We start from the raw sequence: 17,686 nt of genomic DNA, 5'->3' as shown, positions 1-17,686 counted from the left end.
TTATATGATTGATGAAAAGGAGAATCCATGCCAGATACAAACCACATCAGCAAAAATTATAAGATTTTAGTATGCAGCACTGATTCACAGTCCGAAGAGCATCAGGACATCTTAATAGAATACAAGCTATCTATCTTTGTAAACGGCATTCGTTATGTAAACCTTATTTGTACCCATAAGAATTTATATGAATTGGTCCTTGGAAATTTATACACGGAAGGAATCATTGGAGGAATGTCAGAGATCGAATCCATTGAAATAAAAGAAGATGAGGGAAAAGCGTTTGTCAAATTAACGAACAATGATATTTTTAAAGATATGATTGAGGCGACCGAAGGAATCCGTACCGTTACTACAGCCTGCGGGAAACAACATTCCATCGCTTATTATCTCATGAACGACAGTGACTTAGCTCCTCTGGAGTACTCTTATACGATCCCATTTGGGGCGGTTCTGTCTTATATGAATGATTTTCAAAAAAGCAGTGAAATTTACAAATCAACCCGTGGAATCCATTCCTGCGCACTTTATAATGACAAGGGCTTACTCTATCTGATGGAGGATATCGGCAGACATAATGCAGTGGATAAAGTCCTGGGTTACGCCATGGACCACAGAATTGACTTATCAAAGACCGTCCTTATTACCAGCGGCAGAGTCCCCAGCGATATGATATTAAAAATCATTAAGGCTAAAATCCCTATTCTGGTGGCCCGCTCTGTCCCCACAGATGTGGCCATTGAAATGGCGGATAAGTACAATATTACTTTGGCGGGCTTTGCAAGAGGAACGAAACTTAATTTATATTCCAATGAACAAAGGCTTCTATATTGACACCAAGAAAAAAAGGACTTGAAACGTTTCGTTTCAAATCCTTTTTTCTATTCACAATTTATAAAGGCATAATTGTCTTTTTAAATTCGTTGTTTATAACCTGTCCCATAGAATTATAGATAGCGGAAAGACCGCAGAAAATTCCTACATATCCAGCTAAAGTATGTATGGATTCAGAACCGGTAAAGTTTGCCATGGAAAGCAGGAAAAACAAAACAGTAAGGGAGCCAAAAACCACCTGGCTGGCACGGTTATGTTTCAAAGTTCCAATGAACATAAAGAGAGTGAATACACACCAAAGACCTAAGTAAAAGCCCATGCTCATAGGATCAGCAGCTTCGATTCCTTTAAATGGATTGATCCAGATGATAATCAAGGACCACCAGAAGAAACCATAGGCTGTGAATGCCGTTGCGCCAAAGGTGTTATTTTTCTTAAATTCCATAATGCCAGCTATGATCTGAGCGGCACCGCCTAATGCAAATCCCATCGCTACAATAACAATGGATAAAGGTATGATTCCTGCATTGTGGAGATTGAGCAGGCAGGTAGTCATTCCAAATCCTAAAAGTCCAAGAGGAGCTGGATTGGCTATGGCAGCGGAAGCTGTTTGTGCTGCTGGTGTTGTCTGAATGGATTGTGCTGTTTTGGTTGACATTATTTGAAATATCCTTTCGTTATATAAATATGCGAATACGCACCTGGCATATAATATCATCCATTATGACAAAATACAACATAATTCTTTGTAAGAAACCAGGGAATTCTTTGCACTTATTTCATTTTATGTGAAGGATTGGATCGGTTATTTGATTATAGGTTTGCTATTATGACCTGTATTTGATATCATGTAGTAATAGGAAAATTCCAAGCAGTCAGTTTTGGTGACACTTTGGATCATAAATAATAATTACATGTTAAAAGGTGGATAAAGGAATGGATAATCAGGAACAAAAACATCAGCGCCGGCCCAGGTATAAAGGCACTCACCCAAAGACCTTTAAGGAAAAATACAAAGAACTGCAGCCAGAGCTATATGGGGATACAATTGCTAAGGTAATTCAAAAGGGCAGCACGCCTGCCGGCATGCATCGTTCCATTTGTGTGAATGAGATACTGGAGTTCCTACAAATAACTCCGGGACAAATTGGTATGGATGCCACCTTAGGTTATGGTGGTCATACCTTAGAAATGCTTAAATGTTTAGATTCAAAGGGACACTTGTATGCCACCGATGAAGATCCTATCGAATTGCCGAGAACAAAGGAGCGTTTGGAACGCTTAGGATATGGCCCGGAAATTTTAACCATCAGAAATACGAATTTTTCTAATATCGATCAGATCACTTCCGATTCAGGCCCTCTTAACTTTGTATTGGCAGACTTAGGTGTCTCTTCCATGCAGATTGATAATCCCGATCGAGGATTTTCATTTAAAACAGAGGGACCTTTGGACTTACGGTTAAACCCTTCCAAAGGCATCTCTGCCGCGGATCGGCTGAAAACCATATCGCAAGACGAATTACAGGGAATGTTATTGGAGAATGCAGACGAGCCTTATTCTGCGGAGATTTCTCGTGCCATTGTATTCGCAATAAAAAAAGGAAAAGAGATTATTACAACGAGTCAGCTGCAACAAATCATACAGGATGCCCTTAGATTCATTCCGGAAAAAGATAAGGATCTTGCAATTAAAAAATCATGCCAAAGATGCTTTCAGGCCCTTCGAATTGATGTTAACAAAGAATACGAAGTATTATATGAATTTCTTGAAAAGTTACCTTCTGCTTTGGCTGAGGGGGGACGAGTTGCCATTCTTACGTTTCATTCCGGAGAAGACCGGCTGGTCAAAAAATCGTTCCAGCGCTTCTATCGTGAAGGTCTTTACAAAGAAATCGCTCCTGAGCCCATTCGCCCATCAGCAGCGGAATGCAGTTTCAATAGTCGTGCAAAATGTGCGAAATTACGTTGGGCAATCAAAGCATAATGTAAAGCCATTCTATTGTTTACATTCGATTGTTTACAATAAAGGAAAGCAAGCATAATAAGTATCAGCACACTTATTATGCTTGCTATTTTGTATTCTCCACAAAATCCCATGAATCGTAATGCCGTCAATCACAATATTACCACGTTTCATAATGGACTTTTTCTTTATGATATCTATCTATAAATTGATTCTGTTGGCTCTCTGGATAACCAACTGCAATGAATGCAAAAGGTTTTATATGGGCTGGTAATTGATACATCTCCCGTACGTAATCTATCGCAGTATCCACTGATGAAATGCTCATCCACACGGCTCCCAGTTCCAAATAGACGGCTTCCAATAATATATTTTGAGCCGCAGCGCTCATGTCCAATTCCCAATCCGGTTCATATCTGAATTTTTCGCTATTCGCTGCCAAAATAATTGTTAATCCGGAATTACCCACTGGCTTCGCATCAGGCATAGCTTTTGATAGTTTTTGTAAAGCTGTTCTATCTTCAACTACTATAAATTCCCATGGCTGTTGGTTTAATGCGGAAGGCGCCTGCATGGCTGCCCGTAACAGTTTATCTATTTTTTCTTTCTCCACAGGTAAGTCTCTAAACTTTCGAATGCTTCTTCGGTTGAATATTTCTTTCACAGTTATACCTCCCATTCTCTGTTTTCCTTTATTACAACTATAGAAATAATAATAATAAGCGCTAGTTATGATTTCTGACATCTGATATCATCATATCATGTTAAGTATCATAGGTAAAACCAATTATTTTTATATATGCAATCGAAAAATCAGATGGTTAGCGTATTATTAATGATTTATGTTCCACTATAATTTTTGTAATTGCTGCTTTCATTCCTTCCCATACAAAAAAGAGATATCTTCTTCCATAGAGGATATCCCTTTTCCTAAAACTACGATTTTATTTTACTAACAATTTAAAAATCTATGATAAGTACTATGATTTTAATTTTTTATAATAACGCAAAATGGGAACTCTCCATAACGGATTTCATCTCGCATAAGCAAAAAGGATGTCCTGCGGGATCAATCATAACGGTCCACTCATTGGAAAATTGTTCTTCTGCGACCGATGCCCCACATTGGAGTGCATGCTGAACTGCTTTTTCCAAATCATTCACGGCAAAGTCTAAATGTGCCATCTGCTGTTGAGCTTCAGGCTTATCTGGCCATACCGGTGGCTTATATTCCGTATTTTTTTGAAACAGTATACCTGGATATGCTCCCTGATTCGTACCTGGAGCATATACACATGCCCACCCTTCATCAATAGCCCTTGTCTCCCACTTAAGCAATGCCCCATAAAACGCTGCTAATTCATGCGGGTCTTTGCAATCCATCGTAAAAGAATACATCTTGATTTTTAATCCATCATCCATACGAGTAACACCTCCAATATTTTTACTTCTTGCTTTTAACACCAATCATTCTCATTATTTATCCAAGCTTCATTTTTAAAATGGGAAACGGATTTCCCATCTCATCTTTTTCTGTACGCTCAAATACAGCAAAACCAGCACGCTTATAGAATTCGGCGGCATGAGGATTTTGTTCATTCACATCTACATAGGATACTCCATATTCTTCTATGGCTTTTGTGATAAGCTTCTTCCCTATTCCTTGTCCAATACAATCGGGCTCCAAAAATAACATTTCTACTTTTTGGTTTTCGATTCCCATAAAGCCTACGGGCTTCTCACCTTGATATGCCACAATTAACTGATCAATCTCTTTGAGAGCTTCTTGTACATATGGACGCAGGGAAATCCGGTCTTCTTCCTTCAGGAAGGTATGGGTTGCTTTTACAGATGCTTCCCATATAACAACCAGCTCCTTGATTAATTGTTCCGTTCTGTCTGGATTCTCAATAAACATCTTAATACTCCGTTCTCTCTTGCTATCTTATATAATTTTTCCTTCTGCAGTCTCCACTTTATGCACAAAGTCCATCTGGTAACAAACAGCACCATGATCTTTAATGACTGTAGCTCTTGTAATTTTAATCGCCAATATAATGCAGGTTTCATCCTTTTCATTATTTACAGCGTCGTACCAATCGGCAAATGCTTTACGAAGCTTAGATCTTATCTCAGCATTATTCGGATCCAGGACCCAGCCTAAATTTACCCCAACACCATTGCCGGAAAACCATTGGCTGCAAACAGAAAATGCGACTTCCTGGTTCTTCGCTATCTGTTGCATTTTAGTTGATTTTTCCCATGTAACAATATAGAATACTCCATCCTCGTAATATGCATCCACATCACGAACATATGGGCGGGGAGCGCCATCTGCGCCTGGCTCCATTGCAATCGTCGAAAGTGATATGATATTATCTTTTCCGTTGCCACATCTCTCCTCAATTACGCTCAATCCTTCTTCATACCTGCTCACCTTTATATCCTCCTTAAAATAATATAATCTGAAAATCTATCCGAACTGAATGAGATTTTTGATTTTCCACTTATTAATCTTATATTACTATCAGCAGATTTCTTATGGGTCTGTTTTATCTGGGGGATTGCGTTACTTAAATTAGAAGGGAAATCATTATGTATTTGTGACTCATAGAATAACTTTTCTCCAAATCGAATGTATGTTCTATTCTTATTATACTACAGCTTTTTAATACTTACAAGAGTAAATTCAATTTTTATCCGAATATTTGCGTAAAAATGCTCCCACTTAAGTGACAAGCTTTATTGATTCACTCGTCTACCTTAATAGGAGCATGTAATAAAATTTTTAGATAAAATGAAATATCTGCTTTGGTAATAACATCTGGTATTGAATTGTGATTTACAAGCCTGGGTTAATGGTCATACGGAAACTCCAATTACCAATAGCCGAATCTTTCATCGGTATTGTTTTGTAATCGAATTGGGAGAACCCATTTTTTATATAAAACTCTTTATTTCTTTCCGTATTTGTAAATGTAATAAATGTTTCTGGTTTGTCGCCGATGCTTTGTTCTTTTATATACGGTATTATGCATTCATTCAGCATTTTAGACCCTAATTGCTGGCCTCTTAAGGATCTGTCTACTGCTAATGATTCCAGGAGCCAGGAGTGCTCCTTAATTCCACTGCATGGTTTGTGCCCTTGTTCAAGAACATTTAAAAACCTTAATAGGCTTGGCAGGCTGACTTTTTTTAATAACAAGAGTGCACCAGATCGGAAGTAATCCACCAGCCCCACCTCTGGGCTTCGAGGGCGTACCAAAACAGCAAAGCTCTTCACTTTCCCATCATCCTCACCTACAAAAAACTCGCTCTTTCTAAAATAAGCCCTGATATAAACATAATATACATCATTCATAAAATCTAGAAAGGAATCTACATTTGGGAACCCGCTTTTTATATCATTACAAATAGGATAATCGATAAATGTTAAGGCACACATTCTTGCGATATCTTTTAATTCTTCTAATTTCGGTCTTCTATAACGTATCATTCTTTTTCCTCCTATAGATTATTTTTCTGATTTTGATCAAACTATTCATAAAAATTTACTTTACTTCAAATCATAACTAGAAAACGTTTCATCGATTTATTATCTTTTCATATGTATAATATCCTAACTATAGTCGCTTTTCTATATTCAATTACATCGTTAAATGTCTGCTAAACGGCAGAATAATGCGAAAGTGTCGGAAACAGGGATTGTTTTAGCTATACGGGTGTATTATAATTATACTCGAGTCGTTTTTCTTCATTACACTATAATGAGGTTTATCGATTCAATGTAACAACAAAAATTATGGAAAGAAGGATTCATTTATGCCTGGGATTGAGAAAGATGATAGACGAGTAAGAAAAACAAAGAAAGCATTGAGAAACGGTCTTGCTGAATTAATGGTTCGTAAAGACCTTCGTAATATAACTGTCCGGGAATTAACGGATAAGGTGGATATTCACAGAGCCACCTTTTACGCCCATTATAAAGACATCTACGATCTCTACGAACAAATGGAGGAGGAGGTAGTTACAGAGCTTAATGATTTGATTATGCTAAACTATTCCCAGCCTCCTGTCCATTTTTATAAAATTATATTTGAATACATTATGGAGAATAAGCAAATATGCCATATGTTATTTAGTACAAACGGGGAAGGAAGCTTTGTGATCCGTCTGAATGATTTATTCGAGGAAAAATGCATGGAAACCTGGTGTAAGGAATGGCAGTATTCTGAAATCAGTGAAGAATTGAAATTTAAAGTCCGCTATCATGTTCAGGGCTGCCTGGCTATCATCAGCAAATGGGTAGAATCTAATTTCACATATCCTATGGATCAGGTGATAGAGATAATCGCTGATATAGATAGAAATATGGAATATTTTGTTATGAAAAAGCAGAAAATGGATGCCGCATTCAAGTAATACTTAACGAATGAAACTTATGATATCTAATTGGTTAAAACATGATTAAATTCAAGCAACTTTGATAGTCTTTTAATCCCATCTCTGCTAACAGGTAATTTAGTACCATTGATCAACTGCAACTGTTGAGCCGTAAACTCACTTACAAAAGAACTGTTCACGATACAACCTTTATCTACATAGATAAAGGTCTTTTCATCTAATTTTTCATAAATGTGCAGTAAACTCATACGATAAGTCACGCATCGATTGTCCGCAGTAAATATTTTTACATTTTTACCTTCCCGGTTAATATACAAAATATCATTAAAATAAATTTTATCATATCTTTTCTTTGTTACCAATTCAAGTGTTCTGTTTTTTCTGCCAGCAACACTATGATGCAGAATGGACAGTATGGTTTCCAATTCCTTTATTATATTTTTTTTGGACATATATTTAAATATTTTATATTTTAAGAACCAGTCGATACATTCCAAATTATCAATTAAAACGATTATTTTTGTATGAGGATAGTGTTGAATGAGCTTTGATATAAATCCACATGACTCTTCCCTGGTGTTATTTGTAATATCTATGATAAAACCATCACAATACTCTTCGTCAATTAAAAATAATGCGCTCTTAATATCCTCCCAGACATTTAGCTCCAACGGGGAATATTTATATTTGATTATGGTATGTACCACTTTATTGACTGAGCTCATGAAACTAACATCTTTTGTATAAAACCCAATATTCATCCTATTCACCTCCGTAGGTTATAGGTTATCCTGTTTTATCTTCATAAATAACAGCATGTAAAAATTCCTTAACTTATTGTAATTTTCTCATTTATCTTAGATTCGTTATCGGTCTTGATTGCACAATATATATTTTTCCATTTACAATTCCCCATTCAATATCCTGAGGACAGCCAAATCTACCTTCAATTTTTTTGCATACCTTAACAAGTCTCAATACATTCAGATAATTTAAGGAATAAGTCTGCTTCAATTTCCCGCTGTTAAGTACCTTTTTTATGCCATTATCAGAATTAATAAACCGATATTCTTTTCCTCCTTTTTGTCTGTAAATAATTCTTTTTTTGTTCATATCATAAACATATGTATCTGGAGAAACTGTACCGGAAGCAACCGCCTCGCCCAAGCCGTATGCTGAATTGACCAGCACTTCTCCTTTTTGATCATTCATTGGATTGCAGGTAAAGACAACGCCTGCTGCATCAGGAGAAATCATCTTTTGAATGAGAACCGCCATCTGAATAGGATTATCTTCAAAATTATTTTTCCTTCTGTAATCGATTGCTCTCGGTGACCAGAGGGAGGCCCAGCATTTTTTCACATGTTGAAAAACATTAAAATCTCCGGAGATATTTAAATAGGTATCCTGCTGCCCTGCGAAACTTGCATCCTTCCTGTCTTCCATATTAGCGGAGGATCTTACCGCTACACATGCTTTTTTTCCCAGAGCCCTGTATTCCTTTATAATTTCTATTTTTATAGGAATGGGTATGTTTCCATGTAAAAAACTTTCTAAGATGCATTGGCTGCACTCTTTCAGAGATATCTTTCCATTCAAATTTTCACTTAAGTAACGCTTTATAGATTCATTAATTCCGTTTTCCTTAATAAAGTCTTCATATGCATTGTAGGTAATGCAAAATCCCATTGGAATATTAACCTTTAACGAGTGTAATTCTCCAAGATTTGCAGCCTTGCCGCCAACATTTATATTGTCACGAATATTTAACTCCTTTAAGTTCCTAACATACATACGTCATAAATCTCCTCATTATCCTGAAAGTAATTAATTTGGGACGCACTTAATGGTAATTGCACTATATATCATCTTCTTTGAAATGGTATAAACAATGAACTCCTTATCCTTATTATCTCTGCAATATTCAATTCCTTTTTTTATATCAAAAATTGTTTGGGAGCCAGAGGAAAACGGGAGATCAATAATCTGCTTCCTGGATTCTCTAAGGTAGATACCATGACTTCCATTCTCCTTCTTCTCAACATCTATATGTAACCTTTTAAAGATACTTTCGTGCTGATGAAGAATCCCTCTCTGTATCTCTGTTATTTCCCCTAAGGCCCCATTTCCAGACTGTGAGTCCAGCAATAATGCGGCTCCGCACTCACCAAAGTCTTTCACATCATCCTGACAGTAATTTCCATGTACCGCTGCTCCAAATTCACCATCGCAGGAATCACTGCTAACAACCAATACCCGGCCTTCTCTGTTTTCCATGATTAGCTCATATCCGTCTATCACAGCATCACAGGATGAGTTTACACCTGTTGATACCGTATAATTAGCACCTTTTAGCTGCAATGCAATTGCAATAACGGCAGCTTGCATATTGGAAAGTATTTTAGTGATAAAAACAGGTGATACCAATCCTGTTTCATGGTACCTTGCGACTTCATCGGTTATTGTATTCATGGCCCCAAAGCAGGTTGCTGATAAAACAGAAATATCTTCCCCATGTTCAAAAAAATCCGGGTTACATTCATGTATCTTTTTGGAGATTGCTAATGATATTTGAGAATATCGGTCAAGCTTTCTTTTTTCCCTGGGAAGCAGTAACAAATTTGTATCTATGCAACCGCTGACCTCATCCGGATAAAGGCAGACGATATCTTTAATAAATATACGATTCAAATAGATTCTCCTTCCCACTTCTTTAGTATCAGAGATGCATTCTGTCCTCCAAAAGCAAATGTGTTATTCATTACAACATTTAACTTTATCTGCAGATTTTCAGACAGCAATCGAATGTGATTGTTTTTTATGGGATCTTTTAAATTCACGGTACCCGGAATCAAGCTATGTTTCATTGACAGACATGAAAAAATCGTTTCTATTATTCCACAAGCACCCAGTAAATGACCTGTCATTCCTTTGGTTGAGCTTGCATAGACCGAATGATTGAAAATCAGCTCCATTGCATTGTATTCCGATTCATCATTTAGCTTCGTTCCGGTCCCATGGCAATTGATATAGTCTACTTCTTCGGATTGAATCCCTGCATCCTTTAGCGCCTTCTTCATGGACAATGCAGCTCCCTCACCTTTCCCGTCAGGAGCGACGATGTGATATGCATCACAACTGGCACCATACCCGATAATTTCCGTACAATCGTTTAAATGACCTTCTTTTATGTGATCTTCTCGCTGCAATATTAAAGCCCCGGATCCTTCACTTAGAATAAATCCGTTATGATGAACATCAAACGGTCTCATTGATTCATCACTGCTAAGTACTCCTAAAGCAGAAAAGCTGGCCAGACCTATGTCTGAAAGCACAGAATCGATACCGATTACATAAGCGCAGTCAATCCTATCGTTCTTAATCAGACGGTATGCTTTCCCTATTGCATTGGATGAGGAGGAACAGGCACTGTTTATCACCATTACAATGGAATTCACAAAATATTTTTCAGCCAATTTATGAGCAAGAACTTCAGGTAATACTTCCTCTAATTGCAGCTTGCAGTACCGATCAGATGTGTTTTGAGACATGTATTCGCTGTTTCCTAAGCTGCTGCCTATTATCAATGCGCATCTCCCCTGGTTTTCCTCTGGGTTGATTCCTGAATCGTGAATTGCCTGAACCAAAGCGTCTTCCGCTAATTTACTGTATTTTTCTTGTTCCAAACTGCACGAAACCCTTCCGACATAGAATTCTTCCATCTTTTTGCCCTTTCCCTTAAACAGCTGATAGGGCACAAAATGGTTTGTTCTTTGTATCAGACTTTTCCAGTTCCCATCTACATCATCACCAAGGGGTGATATCATACCCATTCCCGTTATAAAGACACGATTACTCATTCAAACCTGATCCTTTCTTTCAGAATAGATGATAATTCACTGCATATACAAACAACATAAGATTCAAATATCTCAGAGGTAATAAAATAGGCTGTCTCTGTTTTGCTGTATACCTTTTGCAAATTAAAGTCTATGTAAATTTCATTGGGTTCTATTCCTACCCAGCCAGTGCCCAGCCATTTAACAAAGCTTTCCTTAATGGACCATATTTTACTAAACATCGGCACTGATATGCCAGTTTCACCGGTTACATATTCTATAAAGTCCCTGCTCTTAACTTTATAATGCTGGATATCGACTCCAATCTTCTCTTCTCCTATACCGATTACCGCCCACTGGCCGGAATGAGAAATACTAAGAAATAGATCCGCCTCTTTAATGACAGCCTGTCCTTTCTTATTATAAATCACAATTCCCCTGGCATCGATGGAATGAACCATACGGAGGACCGACTGATAGGAATACACATTTTTATGAAGTAGAAATAGTTTTATCATAATGGATTACTCCGGTTTCACCGTCTAATATGATCTGGTCTCCATTCTTTAAGATGGAAGTAGCATTCTCTACATTAACAATGGTAGGTATATTGTATTCTCTTGCTATAATAGCGGCATGTGACAAGATTCCTCCAAGTTCAGTAACCAGGCCGCCTGCAACGGAAAACAAAGGAGTCCAGCTAATATCAAGGGATTTTATCACAATAATATCTCCCTTTTTTATGTCCCCGGCATAATCCTGATTTATTACCTTTACCTTTCCCATTATCCGTCCATAGCAGGCCGGTATTCCCCGAAGCACTTTCTTTGCTGGTGTTTTTGTTTCAGGTTCGTCACTGTTTAGCCGGAATTCAGAATATATCTTCTTTCTTACGGTGACATTTGCTTTTATTTTCTCAAACTCAGAAATATCCCCAATCAGCCGGCCCAGCTCCTCATATTCCATAAAATAAATGTCATCCTGCTCCATTTGGGGTATGGTGCTGCATAATTTTGTATTCAATATTCTTATGATTCTTTTGATCTCTGCGATAATAAAATACAAATAATGCTTATTATTTTCTCTCAGCATGGTAAAGGTTCTGGCCTGCCCGATTAATTTCCCGAACTTCTTATCCTCTACATTTATTTTTTCCTGTTCTTTTGACCTGTAAGCTTCTTTATTCTCACATCTTTCAATTATCATATTTAAAAGCATACGGGGATTTTCAGCCCAGTATGGTTCTTTTATTTCCAGCTCATTCTTTCCCCGATGACCATAATTGCCGATAATATTATCCTCAATAAAATGGCTGACCTGTGTAAAGCCTGAATCCAGCAAGGACTGTTTCCAGTTTTCATGTTTCAGACATTCCAAGATCTGCTGTTTTTGTTCCAATGGCTCAATCATATTTTTTAAAAGTTCCATATACTGGTTGATCTCTGCCATCTCAATCCCTTCAATATCATTTACCAGCTTTAATAAGCTTGAATTATCATAACCATTTTTCTCAAGCTTCCATTGGAGCATTGCCATTTTAGAAAATGCAGCGGTTGTCGCATCCGTATGTAAATGCATGTTTGCTTTTCCATAGACAATTCTTTCCTTGAATAAATGAAAAAGCTCATCTAAATTCATAGAATTATAATCCAATTCAGCCCATTTTTTATGATAGCGATGAAACTCTCTCCATTTTATACGGGATTCTGCTTCCAGCTTCCCATTGTTTTTTTCCGCTTTTATACTGCCGGGTAAATGAACCATAAACTTGAGCCAATGAATTCGTCTCTTTTGCTTCTTCTCTTTATATGCTGTTTCTCCACCGACAATCTCGTCCATAGAAAATAGGCCTATTCGTTTCATGTACAGATTGACCAATCCGATATTGTAGTAAAGCTTTCCATTTTTCAGCATAATAAAGCACTTTTCTTTCACCTCTGATGAAAACGAATAATACCGGAAGGCATTTCTTAACAGCTCATTCATGGTCTCTCCCCACAGCGACCAGCTTAGGGGTGTCATGATATCGGGGAAGGCTTCCGCTACATTCCCCCTTGTCCAGACATCAAATGGAGACTTTTTGCCGTGATAACTTTTACCTCCCGTGTAAACTTCATTTTTGCTATTATATTTCATATTCATCTCCTCCTGGGTTTTAGTTTCAAACCAAAGATGCCCCACCGTCTACAATAATTGTCTGACCTCTTATCATCTCAGACTTTGAATCGCAAAGAACTAATACCAAATTTGCAATGTCCTCCGGTAAAACCATGCGGCCCGCTGGAACTCTCTTTATAAACTCTTCCATTACCAGTTTTTTGTCCTGAAAATAATTTAAAGAGTCTGTTTCGACCAAACCTCCTGAAACCGCATTTACGTTAATTCCATAGCCGGATAATTCACATGCCAGATACTTCGTAAGATTTTCAATATAGGCTTTGGTACCTCCTATGAGTGAATATCCTGGAATGAACCTTTGACTACCGGTACTGGTAATATTCACAATTGCTTTATATCTTGATGTCCCTGCTTTCATCAAAGGAACTGCATATTTGCTGCAGAGAAATGTTCCTCTTGCATTTACCTCAAAAGTAAAATCCCAGTCTCTCTTTCTGGTATCTGTAATGTTCTTATGGACTCCAGTTGCTGCATTGTTTATAAGTACATCTAAATACCCCGATTCTTCCTGAATTTTCTGAAACATCTGCTTTATTTCCTCTTCATTTGATATATCAGAACAAATCAGCTTTGCTTTCAAATCCCGTTTCAAAAAATCGATATAAGTATTTTTTGCTATTTCCTCATTCATGCAATAATGAAGATACACCGTATAGCCTTCTAACAGTAATTGTTCAGCGATTACTTTCCCAATTCCTCTGGAGCTTCCCGTAACAAGCGCTACTTTTTCCATTCTATCAACACGCCCCCATACATCCATTTGGAAGCTTCCCCTCCAATTATGGCTATTTTGTCTCCGTATGACAGTTCCCCGTTTTGATCGATCTCATATAGAACATGAAACAGTGATGCAGTTGCGCTATTTCCTACTTTATTTACGTTATATCTGATTTTTTCCACTGGAAATCCGCTGGATTTCAATGCTTCTATATCATTTAACAGTAAGGAAGGATTCGCCTGAGGGAAGATAATCCATTTTAAATCCTTTATTGCCAGGCCCGTCCCTTCTGCCAGCTCTTCCATTGCACTCTTTGATAAAGCGCTGCCATGTTTTTTAATCAGTTTAGGCCTTTGACTCCATTTATGCCGGTTCTCGGAAAAATCCATCTGGTCTCCTGGGTATACAGCCCCGCCCATATCCAGAAAAATACCCTTTTCAATCCCACTGCCCACGCTTTCTGAAAAACTATATAAAATTCCTTCTTCCTTGGATTCTTGTATCACAATGGCACTGGCACTGTCTGAAAACATGGCCATATTCAGTTGATCTGCCATCCCATCTACTTCTTTATTTTTCCAATCCCGAAGCCAATAGGTACTCATTAGATTCCCTGCAGCAATTACCACAGTTTTGGCTTTCCCGCATTTAATATAGCAATTTGCAATATCAATTGCCTGAAGCGCTCCAACACATCCGCAATGAATCTCCAGGGCATTACACTTTTTGATTTCCAACAGCTCCTGTACCAGAGTAGCAGTTGTTGGCAGGGTATAATCCGGAACCGTTGATGTGGTAATCAGCAGGTCTATATCCTCCTTCCTGATCTGTGAATCAGCAATGGCTGCTTCTACGGCCTTTGCCATCATCTCACTTTGTGTCTCATTAAGAATAAGACTCTCAGGATCAGAGGCCCAAAACCGGTTCTCCACTCCTAATTCTTTTAAAAGCCAGGGATCTATTTCATACCTTTCCGTCAATAACTCATTTGATATAGCAGTACCTGGAAAATAAGAACCTATTCCTGATATTTTTGAATTCATAGCTCATTCCTCCTTATCACAATGATTGATACTTCTCCTCCAAAACCAGCAGATAGTTTCATAAATACCTGTGATTTGTTTTGATCTATTTCCTTTTTATTTAAATCCTCGGCAATTTCTACAATAGGAGCTGCCCCAAGCAGATTTCCAAACTGATTCTTTGAATTTATCTGCGGTGCGTCGTGAAAGATATCTTTAATGGCTTTTTCCTCAATCACATTATAATTTTTATAGGTCAGACCATCGGCATGAACAAATGCAACGTTAGTAACATCTTCATGAGCAGATGCCAGGCTTTTGCATATCCCCTTTTTTAGAATTCTTATATTCTCTGTTTCTTCCTGATTGAGATCCAAAAAAGTTTCCCCATGTCCGATAATCTCACCATATATTTTTGCATTTCTTGAAACAGCATGGTCATAATCTTCTAAAATGAAGGTACCTGCTCCTTCTCCTAACACCTCACTGCTTTTTTCCTCGCCTATAATATCAGCTATAAATCCATATTGTTTAAAATTATAAGCTTCTTCCTCATCCATATGAGAATCGAATCCTCCAGCCAAACACCAGATGCAGTCGTCCCTTAGAATCGTATGATACGCGGCCGCGATTGCCTGAGAACCTGCTGCTCCATTTGTTATAAATAAGGAATTACTTCCCCTAATGCCAAATTCCTCTGCGGCATAATGAAGACAGGCATTGGGCAGAGATTTAATTACAAAAAGAGGAGACATATTTTCTGCTACGGCTTCTGCAAACTCTTTGTGTCTGATTTCTCCATCATAGATGCTCTTTAAAACATTTAAAAGCTCCGTTCTGGAAGAAGATTCTTTTGTTGTACCAAGAAATATTCCTCTTTTTTCATTTGCAGTATCAGCTTCCAGAATTCCGGAATCAAGAACGGCATCAACGGCAGAACGGCAAAAGATTTTTTCTCCTCTTGATAATAGCTTTTTTATTTTTCTGTTTTTAAAAGCTTTTTCATTTTCAGCTGATTTAAGGCTGACTCCTAGACCTGTGATTGCAACTCTTTTTCCCATGCAGTTTTCTCCTTTTCCACAACAACTTTAACTTCTTTTAATTTCGCTGCTATCGTTTCATTATGATAAATAGCTGCATCAAACACATAGCAATCATCAGCTTTACTGATTAAGAATACTTCCGTAAAAATTGCATCTCCAGGGCACAGGGCTTTATATACCTTCAGCTTTTTCACTCCCTGAAAAAAGCATATCTTATCTTCTTCATTATTTCTTATGAATAAATCAATACTCTGTTTGACATTTTCTAATAAGAGCACAGCAGGAAGCACTGGAAAAAAAGGAAAATGTATTTCATATACAGGCTCGGCGATGGACAGCAGCTTAATTGTCTTTATGCCGGAATAGCTGACTTCGCAGATTTTATCAACCATTTTAAAGCTCATTCTCCGCCCTCCTGAAAATGACACTTGCATTAGATCCCCCAAACCCCAAAGAGTTTGACATGGCGTAATCAATAGGTCTTTTTAATGGTTTATGGATATGTAATAAGGAACATTTTCCGTCTATATCCTCAAGATTCAGGGTTGGCGGAAGACACTGATCCTTCAGGGCCATAATAGAAAAAATAGCTTCTATGGCTCCGGCTCCAGAGATTAAATGACCGGTGGATGCCTTTGTAGAACTTATGGGAATATTCATGGTATCTTCACCAAATACTCTGGTCACAGCTGCAGATTCTGAGGAATCATTATCGCGTGTTGAGGTTCCATGAGCATTGATATACCCAATCTGTTTTTTGTTGATTCCAGCCTCAGCCAAGGCAATTTCCATGGCTTGTGCAAGATTTTCACCATTGGGAGGCGTATCGAGAATACTGTAGCCGGAGATGGCATTGCCAAAACCCACTATTTCAGCATAAATTTTAGCCTTCCTGTCCAGAGCATGTTTCTTTTCTTCAAGAATCAACATGCCTGCCCCTTCTCCCAGAACAAAACCGCTTCTGTCCTTATTAAAGGGCCTGCTTCCCTTTGACGGATTTTCATTGTATTCGCTTGTTACAGCTCCAAGCATGCAAAATCCCATTAAATCAATCTCCGTTATCATGGCATCGCACCCTCCTGCCAGCACAACCGTATTTTCTCCCGCTTTGATGCTTTCATAAGCCATACCAATTGCCTGAGTGCCTGATGCACATGCTGTAGTAATGGAGTAACATCCGCCGTATAGTTTCAGTTCCTTTGCTATGGTTTCTGCGGCAGCTGAATATCTGCTTTTATCAAACTGGTGGTCACTGTTTAGGTTCCTTAAGGTTAACTCTTTTAAATTTCGGGCCTTAAATTCTCCCGAAAAATCATCAAGCCCGGTTCTTGTTCCTGAATTGCCAAGGAAAACAGCCATCTCATCAAGTATATCCCCATCATTGATCACATTCCCATCCTCAAGTGCCTCTTTTGATGCCGCCAGTCCAAAATGTGTGCCCCGGCTATATGGCAAATCAGTGCGATATGTCTCATCGTTTACCTGTCCTGCAATTTTACAGGAGAACCCTTCCGTATCAAATAATGTGATTCGCTGTATTCCCGACTGTTCCTCTAATAAATTCCTCCAGGACTGCTCCACATTATTACCAATCGGCGAAATCATACCCATTCCCGTAACGACTACTTTTCTATCTTCCTTTGTTATCATAGTTTCGCCTTTCTAAAAAAGGGATGTTATATT

The 17,686-nt window shown here is 38.0% G+C and carries 20 protein-coding genes; 3 read left to right on the top strand and 17 right to left on the bottom strand.

Annotation, left to right across the window (positions count from 1 at the left end):
• Positions 1-27 precede the first annotated feature (27 nt).
• The gene (gene fdhD / locus T546_RS0110300; protein WP_026891540.1) at positions 28-834 is read left to right on the top strand and encodes a formate dehydrogenase accessory sulfurtransferase FdhD; all 807 of its coding nucleotides are present in this window, start codon (positions 28-30) and stop codon (positions 832-834) included.
• A gap of 58 nt (positions 835-892) precedes the next feature.
• Here fdhD and T546_RS0110295 read toward each other — a convergent pair whose 3' ends face one another.
• Positions 893-1,492 carry an acetate uptake transporter gene (locus T546_RS0110295; protein ID WP_084326320.1) on the bottom strand — a complete coding sequence of 200 codons (600 nt, stop codon included), beginning with the start codon at positions 1,490-1,492 and terminating at the stop codon, positions 893-895.
• A 278-nt stretch (positions 1,493-1,770) separates the two neighbouring features.
• On the opposite strand from T546_RS0110295, the gene rsmH reads away from it, so the two are divergent.
• Complete coding sequence (rsmH, locus tag T546_RS0110290) at positions 1,771-2,820, top strand: 16S rRNA (cytosine(1402)-N(4))-methyltransferase RsmH (RefSeq protein ID WP_026891538.1); 1,050 nt, start codon at positions 1,771-1,773, stop codon at positions 2,818-2,820.
• A gap of 139 nt (positions 2,821-2,959) precedes the next feature.
• On the opposite strand, the gene T546_RS0110285 is transcribed toward rsmH, so the two are convergent.
• The 5 genes from T546_RS0110285 to T546_RS0110265 all read right to left on the bottom strand — a co-directional run bounded on the left by T546_RS0110285 (position 2,960) and on the right by T546_RS0110265 (position 6,295).
• Positions 2,960-3,463, bottom strand: coding sequence for a nitroreductase family protein (locus T546_RS0110285; RefSeq protein ID WP_026891537.1), 504 nt, complete (start codon positions 3,461-3,463; stop codon positions 2,960-2,962).
• A gap of 332 nt (positions 3,464-3,795) precedes the next feature.
• Positions 3,796-4,221, bottom strand: coding sequence for a VOC family protein (locus T546_RS0110280; protein ID WP_026891536.1), 426 nt, complete (start codon positions 4,219-4,221; stop codon positions 3,796-3,798).
• Positions 4,222-4,279: 58 nt separating this feature from the next.
• Positions 4,280-4,717: a GNAT family N-acetyltransferase gene (locus tag T546_RS0110275; protein WP_034598865.1), complete on the bottom strand. Its 438-nt coding sequence runs from the start codon at positions 4,715-4,717 to the stop codon at positions 4,280-4,282.
• A gap of 27 nt (positions 4,718-4,744) precedes the next feature.
• Complete coding sequence (locus T546_RS0110270) at positions 4,745-5,236, bottom strand: pyridoxamine 5'-phosphate oxidase (RefSeq protein WP_026891534.1); 492 nt, start codon at positions 5,234-5,236, stop codon at positions 4,745-4,747.
• A 405-nt stretch (positions 5,237-5,641) separates the two neighbouring features.
• Positions 5,642-6,295 carry a GNAT family N-acetyltransferase gene (locus T546_RS0110265; RefSeq protein ID WP_026891533.1) on the bottom strand — a complete coding sequence of 218 codons (654 nt, stop codon included), beginning with the start codon at positions 6,293-6,295 and terminating at the stop codon, positions 5,642-5,644.
• Positions 6,296-6,621: 326 nt separating this feature from the next.
• On the opposite strand from T546_RS0110265, the gene T546_RS23295 reads away from it, so the two are divergent.
• Positions 6,622-7,221, top strand: a complete 600-nt coding sequence (locus T546_RS23295; RefSeq protein ID WP_051629733.1) for a TetR/AcrR family transcriptional regulator — start codon at positions 6,622-6,624, stop codon at positions 7,219-7,221.
• Between the two features lie 26 nt (positions 7,222-7,247).
• On the opposite strand, the gene T546_RS24615 is transcribed toward T546_RS23295, so the two are convergent.
• The 11 genes from T546_RS24615 to T546_RS0110205 form a co-directional block, all read right to left on the bottom strand.
• Positions 7,248-7,964, bottom strand: coding sequence for a LytTR family DNA-binding domain-containing protein (locus T546_RS24615; RefSeq protein WP_026891532.1), 717 nt, complete (start codon positions 7,962-7,964; stop codon positions 7,248-7,250).
• 91 nt (positions 7,965-8,055) lie between these two features.
• On the bottom strand, positions 8,056-8,997 hold the full coding sequence (locus T546_RS0110250) for a PEP/pyruvate-binding domain-containing protein (protein ID WP_026891531.1): 942 nt from the start codon (positions 8,995-8,997) through the stop codon (positions 8,056-8,058).
• A 33-nt stretch (positions 8,998-9,030) separates the two neighbouring features.
• A complete protein-coding gene (locus T546_RS0110245; protein ID WP_026891530.1) occupies positions 9,031-9,894 on the bottom strand; it encodes a beta-ketoacyl synthase N-terminal-like domain-containing protein in 864 nt (287 codons plus the stop codon).
• On the bottom strand, positions 9,891-11,063 hold the full coding sequence (locus tag T546_RS0110240; RefSeq protein ID WP_026891529.1) for a beta-ketoacyl-[acyl-carrier-protein] synthase family protein: 1,173 nt from the start codon (positions 11,061-11,063) through the stop codon (positions 9,891-9,893). The genes T546_RS0110245 and T546_RS0110240 overlap by 4 nt, the downstream gene beginning before the upstream one ends.
• Complete coding sequence (locus tag T546_RS0110235) at positions 11,060-11,560, bottom strand: 4'-phosphopantetheinyl transferase family protein (protein ID WP_026891528.1); 501 nt, start codon at positions 11,558-11,560, stop codon at positions 11,060-11,062. The genes T546_RS0110240 and T546_RS0110235 overlap by 4 nt, the downstream gene beginning before the upstream one ends.
• Positions 11,535-13,178, bottom strand: a complete 1,644-nt coding sequence (locus tag T546_RS0110230; protein WP_026891527.1) for a PEP-utilizing enzyme — start codon at positions 13,176-13,178, stop codon at positions 11,535-11,537. Before T546_RS0110230 ends, T546_RS0110235 begins: the two co-directional genes overlap by 26 nt.
• Before the next feature lie 25 nt (positions 13,179-13,203).
• Complete coding sequence (locus T546_RS0110225) at positions 13,204-13,953, bottom strand: SDR family oxidoreductase (protein ID WP_026891526.1); 750 nt, start codon at positions 13,951-13,953, stop codon at positions 13,204-13,206.
• Positions 13,941-14,981, bottom strand: a complete 1,041-nt coding sequence (locus T546_RS0110220; RefSeq protein WP_026891525.1) for a 3-oxoacyl-ACP synthase III family protein — start codon at positions 14,979-14,981, stop codon at positions 13,941-13,943. The genes T546_RS0110225 and T546_RS0110220 overlap by 13 nt, the downstream gene beginning before the upstream one ends.
• Positions 14,978-16,021, bottom strand: a complete 1,044-nt coding sequence (locus T546_RS0110215) for a beta-ketoacyl synthase N-terminal-like domain-containing protein (protein WP_026891524.1) — start codon at positions 16,019-16,021, stop codon at positions 14,978-14,980. Before T546_RS0110215 ends, T546_RS0110220 begins: the two co-directional genes overlap by 4 nt.
• Positions 15,991-16,407, bottom strand: coding sequence for a hotdog family protein (locus T546_RS0110210; protein WP_026891523.1), 417 nt, complete (start codon positions 16,405-16,407; stop codon positions 15,991-15,993). Before T546_RS0110210 ends, T546_RS0110215 begins: the two co-directional genes overlap by 31 nt.
• On the bottom strand, positions 16,397-17,653 hold the full coding sequence (locus T546_RS0110205) for a beta-ketoacyl-[acyl-carrier-protein] synthase family protein (RefSeq protein ID WP_026891522.1): 1,257 nt from the start codon (positions 17,651-17,653) through the stop codon (positions 16,397-16,399). Before T546_RS0110205 ends, T546_RS0110210 begins: the two co-directional genes overlap by 11 nt.
• Between the last annotated feature and the right edge of the window lie 33 nt (positions 17,654-17,686).

Origin of the sequence: [Clostridium] aerotolerans DSM 5434 (genome assembly GCF_000687555.1) — a bacterium.
GTDB lineage: Bacteria > Bacillota > Clostridia > Lachnospirales > Lachnospiraceae > Lacrimispora > Lacrimispora aerotolerans.
The sequence above is the reverse complement of the archived record's forward strand: the minus strand, read 5'-3'. Positions and strand labels throughout refer to the sequence as shown.